This window comes from Serratia sp. MMO-28 (genome assembly GCF_037199905.1).
Taxonomy (GTDB): Bacteria; Pseudomonadota; Gammaproteobacteria; order Enterobacterales; family Enterobacteriaceae; genus Chania; species Chania oryzae.
This window is the reverse complement of sequence record NZ_JBBCVB010000090.1, coordinates 1-552: the sequence shown is the minus strand read 5'-3', so window position 1 is coordinate 552 and position 552 is coordinate 1. Positions and strand designations below refer to the sequence as shown.

Annotated in this window: 1 rRNA gene; it reads right to left on the bottom strand. The window is 54.9% G+C overall.

The window, feature by feature from the left end:
• Positions 1–552, bottom strand: a 23S ribosomal RNA gene (locus WG891_RS26660); the annotation flags it as partial.

The following is a 552-nucleotide window of genomic DNA, read 5'->3' as shown; positions in this document are numbered from 1 at the left end:
TTCACCTACGTGCCAGCGTGCCTTCTCCCGAAGTTACGGCACCATTTTGCCTAGTTCCTTCACCCGAGTTCTCTCAAGCGCCTGGGTATTCTCTACCTGACCACCTGTGTCGGTTTGGGGTACGATTCTGTGTTACCTGGAGCTTAGAGGCTTTTCCTGGAAGCTTGGCATCAACCACTTCGCCACCGTAGTGACTCGTCATCACGCCTCAGGGTTAGTATGCAACCGGATTTACCAGGTCACACCCCCTACACGCTTAAACCGGGACAACCGTCGCCCGGCTAGCCTAGCCTTCTCCGTCCCCCCTTCGCAGTAACACCGAGTACAGGAATATTAACCTGTTTCCCATCGACTACGCTTTTCAGCCTCGCCTTAGGGGTCGACTCACCCTGCCCCGATTAACGTTGGACAGGAACCCTTGGTCTTCCGGCGAGCGGGTTTTTCACCCGCTTTATCGTTACTTATGTCAGCATTCGCACTTCTGATACCTCCAGCAGCCCTCACAGACCACCTTCAACGGCTTACAGAACGCTCCCCTACCCAACAACGCCT